Here is a 6,620-nt window from a genome sequence, read left to right on the forward strand (position 1 = left end):
CCACATCGGGTGGTTACAGCACGTTACCGACACCGACCCAGTCGGCTGCCAATAACGGAAAAAGGCCGGTGGCAAGAGCCACCAGCCATCAGCCTGTCGCTTAACGCTCGGGCTGGAGGAGCAAAGTCGATGCTTACTTCAGCTCGACTTTAGCGCCTGCTTCTTCCAGAGCTGCTTTGGCTTTGTCAGCTGCGTCTTTGGCAACAGCTTCCAGAACCATGGCAGGAGCGCCGTCAACTACAGCCTTGGCTTCTTTCAGGCCCAGACCGGTCAGTTCACGTACTGCCTTGATCACGTTAACTTTCTTCTCGCCAGCTTCGGTCAGCATGACGTTGAATTCAGTTTGCTCTTCAACAACGGCGGCAGCAGCAGCTGGACCAGCCGATGCAGCAGCAGCGGTAACGCCGAATTTTTCTTCGAAAGCTTTGATCAGCTCAACAACTTCCATTACGGACATGTTGCCAACTGCTTCAAGGATATCGTTCTGAGAGATAGACATGAATCTAATTCCTGATATTGGGGACGGCCTACGCGACCATCGAAAAAAACAAAAAACGCGAGAAGTTGACGAGCCTTAGGCTGCAGCAGCTTCTTTCTGGTCGCGAATTGCCGCCAGGGTACGAGCCAATTTGCTGGTAGCGCCTTGAATCACGCTCATCAGCTGAGAAATTGCTTCGTCACGGGTCGGCAGAGTTGCCAGTACGTCGATTTGGTTAGCTGCGAGGAACTTGCCCTCGAACGCAGCTGCCTTGATCTCGAACTTGTCCTGACCCTTTGCGAACTCTTTGAAGATCCGGGCAGCAGCGCCTGGATGTTCTTTGGAGAATGCAATCAGGGTAGGGCCAGTGAACACGTCGTTGAGGACACTGAATTCAGTGTCAGCAACAGCGCGCTTGAGCAGGGTGTTACGTACAACACGTACGTAAACGCCAGCTTCACGAGCCTCTTTACGGAGTCCGGTCATCGCGCCTACTGTTACGCCACGGGCATCAGCCACGACAGCGGACAGAGCGACTTTGGCAGCCTCGTTGACTTCAGCGACGATGGCCTTCTTGTCTTCGAGTTTAATTGCCACGGGTTTAACTCCTGCTTGTTACCGTTTCATCTGGTCGAAACCGGATGTCGTTTTGGTGTCTGATTCGGTAAGGAACCGGGAGCACCATCTGCGTAGGCTTGTGGTTTAAGACTTGCGTCGCCTACGGTCTTGGATAGCCCCCGCCAGGCAGGGACCCCAATTTTTCAATTGACGCAATCGCTTGCGCCAATCGTTGTCTTACGCGTCGAGCGAGCTTTGGTCGATGACCAGACCTGGGCCCATAGTGGTGCTCAGGGTAACGCGCTTGACGTAGATACCTTTCGAGGAAGCTGGCTTGATACGCTTCAGATCAGCGATCAGGGCTTCAACGTTTTCCTTCAGCTTGACGGCATCGAAGCCGATCTTGCCAACGGAAGTGTGGATGATGCCGTTTTTGTCGGTGCGATAACGAACCTGACCAGCCTTGGCGTTTTTAACCGCGGTAGCGACGTCTGGAGTTACGGTGCCGACTTTAGGGTTAGGCATCAGGCCACGTGGACCGAGGATCTGACCCAACTGACCCACAACGCGCATTGCATCCGGAGATGCGATAACTACGTCATAGTTCAGGTCGCCGCCTTTCATTTCGGCAGCCAGGTCGTCCATACCTACACGGTCAGCGCCGGCAGCCAGAGCGGCCTCAGCAGCTGGACCCTGGGTGAACACTGCAACGCGAACGGTCTTGCCAGTGCCGTGTGGCAGCACAGTAGCGCTACGAACGACCTGGTCGGATTTACGCGGGTCAACGCCCAGGTTAACAGCTACGTCGAACGACTCGCTGAACTTGACAGTCGACAGCTCAGCCAGCAGGGCAGCAGCGTCTACAAAGTTGTAGGCCTTACCTGCTTCGATTTTGCCGGCGATAGCCTTTTGACGCTTGGTCAGCTTAGCCATTACACACCCTCCACGTTAAGGCCCATGCTACGAGCAGAACCGGCGATGGTACGCACGGCCGCTTCCATATCAGCTGCAGTCAGATCCGCGTTTTTGGTTTTCGCGATTTCTTCCAGCTGAGCACGAGTTACAGTGCCAACCTTAACGGTGTTCGGACGAGCGGAACCGCTGGTCAGACCGGCCGCCTTCTTCAGCAGAACCGAAGCAGGGGTGGATTTGGTTTCGAACGTGAAGCTACGGTCGCTGTAGACAGTGATGATCACTGGAGTCGGCAGACCTGGCTCAAGACCCTGAGTACGGGCGTTGAAAGCCTTGCAGAATTCCATGATGTTCACGCCATGCTGACCCAGAGCAGGACCAACAGGTGGGCTCGGGTTAGCCTGAGCGGCCTTCACTTGCAGCTTGATGTAAGCGGTAATCTTCTTGGCCATGAGGCACTCCAATTACGGGTTCAAACGCCTCGAAAGGCTCCCCGGTTACTTGCGCGTTTATCCCAGTGACGACAAAACCCCACAGCCTAAGGCTGCGGGGTTGGGATGCTTGCTCAGCTAGACCTTTTCGACCTGACTGAACTCCAACTCTACCGGGGTAGAGCGTCCGAAAATGAGCACTGCCACCTGGATCCGGCTCTTCTCGTAGTTAACCTCTTCGACCGTGCCAGTGAAATCGGCAAACGGGCCGTCATTAACGCGCACCGACTCACCCGGCTCGAACAACGTCTTCGGCTTAGGCTTATCGCTACCGTCAGCGACGCGACGCAAAATCGCTTCTGCCTCTTTATCAGTAATCGGCGCAGGCTTATCAGCTGTACCGCCGATAAAACCCATCACACGAGGAGTGTCCTTGACCAAGTGCCAAGTACCCTCATTCATATCCATCTGGACCAGAACATAACCAGGGAAGAACTTACGCTCGCTCTTGCGCTTCTGGCCGTTGCGCATCTCAACCACTTCTTCAGTGGGAACCAGAATCTCGCCGAAGCCATCTTCCATGCCAGCCAGCTTTACACGCTCGATCAACGAGCGCATGACATGCTTCTCGTAACCCGAGTAAGCATGCACAACATACCAACGCTTAGCCACGGGACACCCTTAGCCGACAATCAAGGAGACAAGCCAGCCGAGCAGGGAATCAAGCCCCCACAACAGCAACGCCATAACCAGGACAACAGCCACAACGATCAACGTGGTCTGCGTGGTTTCTTGGCGAGTTGGCCATACGACTTTACGAATCTCGGTGCGCGCTTCCTTAACCAGTACGAAGAAAGACTTGCCCTTAACTGTCTGCAGGCCTACAAAGGCAGCTACGGCAGCAATCACAAGCAATGCAAGTACGCGGTACAGGATCGGCGAAGCAGAGTAATACTGATTACCAACAACGCCAATAACCACCAAAGCGACTACCACTAGCCACTTGAGCAGATCGAAGCGAGAGCCTTGAGCTTCAGCTTTAGGAGTCATCTATGAAGATCCTGTGAAAAGAAAGCCAGATACACCGAGTGAATCTGGCAGGTCAGGAGGGAATCGAACCCCCAACCTACGGTTTTGGAGACCGTCGCTCTGCCAATTGAGCTACTGACCTAAAACAAAATCAGGCCGACCATTATGCAGGCCCGAAGAAGACTTTACAACAATTTACTCTTAGACCCAGGCGACGACACCAACATCACAAGGCAGACATCGAACCTTGCGACGCGATAGACTACAACCTGAACCCCTAAAACAAAGGCAGATATTTTCATATCTGCCTTGTTATATGGAGCTCTTGAGCGGATTTGAACCGCTGACCTCACCCTTACCAAGGGTGTGCTCTACCAACTGAGCTACAAGAGCGAACACTGTGCAAAACCTGTAAACTTGGAGCGGGTAGCGGGAATCGAACCCGCATCATCAGCTTGGAAGGCTGAGGTTCTACCACTAAACTATACCCGCGAGGCTTACAGCTCTCGCTAAAATGGTGGAGGGGGAAGGATTCGAACCTTCGAAGTCGTAGACGTCAGATTTACAGTCTGATCCCTTTGGCCGCTCGGGAACCCCTCCTAAGCGAGCCGGCATTCTACATCATGCCAGCCTTCTGTCAAGCATTTTTCTCATTAAAAACCTGAGCTTAGCTGCGTTGACCTCGCTTCACTTCGTTGACCGTTTCCGGTGTTCGCTGTGGAGCGGGCGCCATTCTATGCAAACTATTCGAAGGGTGCAACCCCCTCACAAGGCATTATTTTATGTTTTAACTCATTGAATTCTTTAGAAAGGTTTATCAACTGCAGGTCATCGAGCCAGCGCCGGCTTTCAGGGGCTACGCGCAGCCAATAGCCCACGGATTCAGAGCTACCCCGAGGCAACGCCTGAAACTTCACCTCCATGCCCGTCAGTCTTCGCTCAAGCCCCTGAGCAACATCCTGGCGCACAAAGCCCCCAACATAAAGACAGCCAGGATCGGCCTGGACCGGCTTATCTTTAGGCGCAACCTCGGTCTCGCTCAACAGCCGGATATCCTGCTGCGACCCTCGATACAGACTCAAAGGTGTTACATCCTTGGCACGCAGCGGAGCCTCTTGTTGATGCCATATGTAATAAAACACATTGAGAACAAGCAGCAGCAGAAACAACCAACGCATAAAAACCTCAGGCCAAAGGGCACGCCATAGCCAAACCGACAAATACGAGATCAGGGACCACCCTGGCCTCAGGCACCATCTCGGAGACCAGGCCCGCGTCACCACCCGTGAGGAAAACCGTGAAGCCCTCCCCCCAATGGCCCCGCGCCAATTCAAGCTGCGTCTGCACGAAACCCCGAAGCATCAACAGACAACCCCGCTCGACAGCCTCAACTGTAGTGCGGCCTGGATCGAGACGTTCCAGCGCACGCTCAGCCGCAAGATCCCCGTAGCGAATTTTGCGAGTATGCGTGCGAAGCTGATTTCGCATTAACGGCATACCGGGACATATGAACCCACCGAGATGCCAACCATCAGCAGCGACGAAATCAGCGGTGACAGCAGTCCCGAAATCCAACACGAGGCACGCACCACCCGCCAAATGGAATCCACCGAGCAGCGCTAGCCAACGATCAAGCCCCAACTTCTCGAACTCATCATATCCGTTTCGTACGCCGGCCATCTCTCGCGCAGGCGACGCGCTAACGACCGACACGTCGAAGGACTCCTTCAGCAGAGAGATCAATAAGCCGGTCTCCTCTGGCGTCCTCACACTGACCAGACGGCAGTACTTGAGCGCCAACCCGCTGAGCAGCTTCAATTCCGCCAGCAAGGCAAGATCCGAATCCACGACCCCACCACCCAAAACCACCCGAGCATTCGACTCGAGCACCCGCCATTTGATGAAACTATTTCCGCAGTCGAGCTCAAGAATCATTGCGCAACCTCAGACTCAGCTCACCACCACTAAAGACTTTTTCCACACCACCCACCTTCAAGCGCAGAGCACCTTGACTATCAATACCCAGCACCTCGCCATCTATTTGATTTACACCGGCAATCAATGACACAGCGCGCCCCTGCCATAAGTGATTTTGCTCCCACTCAGCCCGGATGGTAGAAAAGCCTGCGGCCTGATGACGAGCGAGATACTTCTGGAGCATCTCTCCGAGTGTCGCCACCAGCTGATTACGATCGAACATCTTTCCGGACTCTAGACGCATGGACGTCCATTGCTGATCGACCTCATCGGCCATCTGCATGTTTACATTAATCCCAACACCCAAAACCACATGACAGACATCAGCGGGATCTCCAACCAATTCAAGCAAGATTCCGGCAATCTTCTTTTGATCTACCAGGACATCGTTCGGCCACTTCAAGCCCGCCTCTGAAACCCCAAGCTCACGCAGCGCCTGCATGACAGCGAGCCCCACGACAAGACTCAGCCCCTCCAGTTGACGCATCCCACCATCGATACGCAATACCAGGCTGAAGTAAACGTTCTCGGCAAACGGACTGACCCACTTTCGCCCTCGACGCCCCCGCCCCGCCGTCTGCCGTTCCGCGAGCACCAGAAAAGGCGCGATCTGGAGACGATCAATCGCTCGAAGAGCCTCAGCGTTTGTCGAGTCAATAGAGTCGAAAACCAGCACAGGCCATTGCCAAGAAGGAGAAAGCCTCGCTATCTCGACGGGATCAAGCAGCGTCAATGGCGCCGCCAATTGATAACCACGCCCGCGAATTTTATGAATGGATAACCCCAGGTCAGCCTCCAAATGCTGAAGCTGCTTCCACACGGCGCTACGACTAACGCCGAGGGCAGCACCAAGCGCTTGACCCGAATGGAATCGGCCATCTTTAAGAAGCTTTAACAACGTCAGCATGCAAGTCCTGCCTCACAATGAGGCCCGCATGATAGCCACGCCCCGAGTAATTGCATAGAAATCGAGGAGAACAGATTTTCCTGCGGACAAAACAAAACCCCAACTGCTTTCGCAATTGGGGTTTCGGAATTTAATCTTGACGATGACCTACTCTCACATGGGGAAACCCCACACTACCATCGGCGATGCATCGTTTCACTGCTGAGTTCGGGATGGGATCAGGTGGTTCCAATGCTCTATGGTCGTCAAGAAATTCGGTGTGCCGACTCGTCTTTCGACGCTTCAGCAAATTGGGTATGCGATAGTCTTGCGGTTTTGTGAACGATAC

At 54.0% G+C, this 6,620-nt stretch carries 9 protein-coding genes, 4 tRNA genes and 1 rRNA gene; all 14 read right to left on the minus strand.

The window, feature by feature from the left end:
- Window positions 1-133: 133 nt before the first annotated feature.
- Complete coding sequence (gene rplL / locus BVK86_RS23575; protein WP_056855887.1) at window positions 134-499, minus strand: 50S ribosomal protein L7/L12; 366 nt, start codon at window positions 497-499, stop codon at window positions 134-136.
- A gap of 75 nt (window positions 500-574) precedes the next feature.
- Complete coding sequence (gene rplJ, locus BVK86_RS23580; protein ID WP_007970413.1) at window positions 575-1,075, minus strand: 50S ribosomal protein L10; 501 nt, start codon at window positions 1,073-1,075, stop codon at window positions 575-577.
- 198 nt (window positions 1,076-1,273) lie between these two features.
- Window positions 1,274-1,969 (minus strand): 50S ribosomal protein L1, encoded by a 696-nt coding sequence (gene rplA / locus BVK86_RS23585; RefSeq protein WP_003186095.1) that lies wholly within the window; start codon window positions 1,967-1,969, stop codon window positions 1,274-1,276.
- Window positions 1,969-2,400, minus strand: a complete 432-nt coding sequence (gene rplK, locus BVK86_RS23590) for a 50S ribosomal protein L11 (RefSeq protein WP_007933726.1) — start codon at window positions 2,398-2,400, stop codon at window positions 1,969-1,971. The genes rplA and rplK overlap by 1 nt, the downstream gene beginning before the upstream one ends.
- Window positions 2,401-2,517: 117 nt before the next feature.
- The gene (gene nusG, locus BVK86_RS23595; RefSeq protein ID WP_007933727.1) at window positions 2,518-3,051 is read right to left on the minus strand and encodes a transcription termination/antitermination protein NusG; all 534 of its coding nucleotides are present in this window, start codon (window positions 3,049-3,051) and stop codon (window positions 2,518-2,520) included.
- A 9-nt stretch (window positions 3,052-3,060) separates the two neighbouring features.
- Window positions 3,061-3,429, minus strand: a complete 369-nt coding sequence (secE, locus tag BVK86_RS23600; protein WP_075948679.1) for a preprotein translocase subunit SecE — start codon at window positions 3,427-3,429, stop codon at window positions 3,061-3,063.
- Between the two features lie 45 nt (window positions 3,430-3,474).
- Window positions 3,475-3,550, minus strand: a tRNA-Trp gene (locus BVK86_RS23605).
- Window positions 3,551-3,725: 175 nt separating this feature from the next.
- A tRNA-Thr gene (locus BVK86_RS23610) sits at window positions 3,726-3,801 on the minus strand.
- Between the two features lie 25 nt (window positions 3,802-3,826).
- A tRNA-Gly gene (locus tag BVK86_RS23615) sits at window positions 3,827-3,900 on the minus strand.
- A gap of 23 nt (window positions 3,901-3,923) precedes the next feature.
- Window positions 3,924-4,008: transfer RNA gene (locus BVK86_RS23620), tRNA-Tyr, on the minus strand.
- A gap of 143 nt (window positions 4,009-4,151) precedes the next feature.
- On the minus strand, window positions 4,152-4,586 hold the full coding sequence (locus tag BVK86_RS23625) for a hypothetical protein (RefSeq protein ID WP_075948680.1): 435 nt from the start codon (window positions 4,584-4,586) through the stop codon (window positions 4,152-4,154).
- Window positions 4,587-4,593: 7 nt separating this feature from the next.
- Window positions 4,594-5,343: a pantothenate kinase gene (locus BVK86_RS23630; protein WP_075948681.1), complete on the minus strand. Its 750-nt coding sequence runs from the start codon at window positions 5,341-5,343 to the stop codon at window positions 4,594-4,596.
- Window positions 5,333-6,292 carry a bifunctional biotin--[acetyl-CoA-carboxylase] ligase/biotin operon repressor BirA gene (birA, locus tag BVK86_RS23635; protein WP_075948682.1) on the minus strand — a complete coding sequence of 320 codons (960 nt, stop codon included), beginning with the start codon at window positions 6,290-6,292 and terminating at the stop codon, window positions 5,333-5,335. Before birA ends, BVK86_RS23630 begins: the two co-directional genes overlap by 11 nt.
- Window positions 6,293-6,426: 134 nt before the next feature.
- Window positions 6,427-6,542, minus strand: a 5S ribosomal RNA gene (gene rrf / locus BVK86_RS23640).
- Window positions 6,543-6,620: the final 78 nt, after the last annotated feature.

It is taken from the genome of Pseudomonas reinekei, from assembly GCF_001945365.1.
Lineage (GTDB): Bacteria > Pseudomonadota > Gammaproteobacteria > Pseudomonadales > Pseudomonadaceae > Aquipseudomonas > Aquipseudomonas reinekei.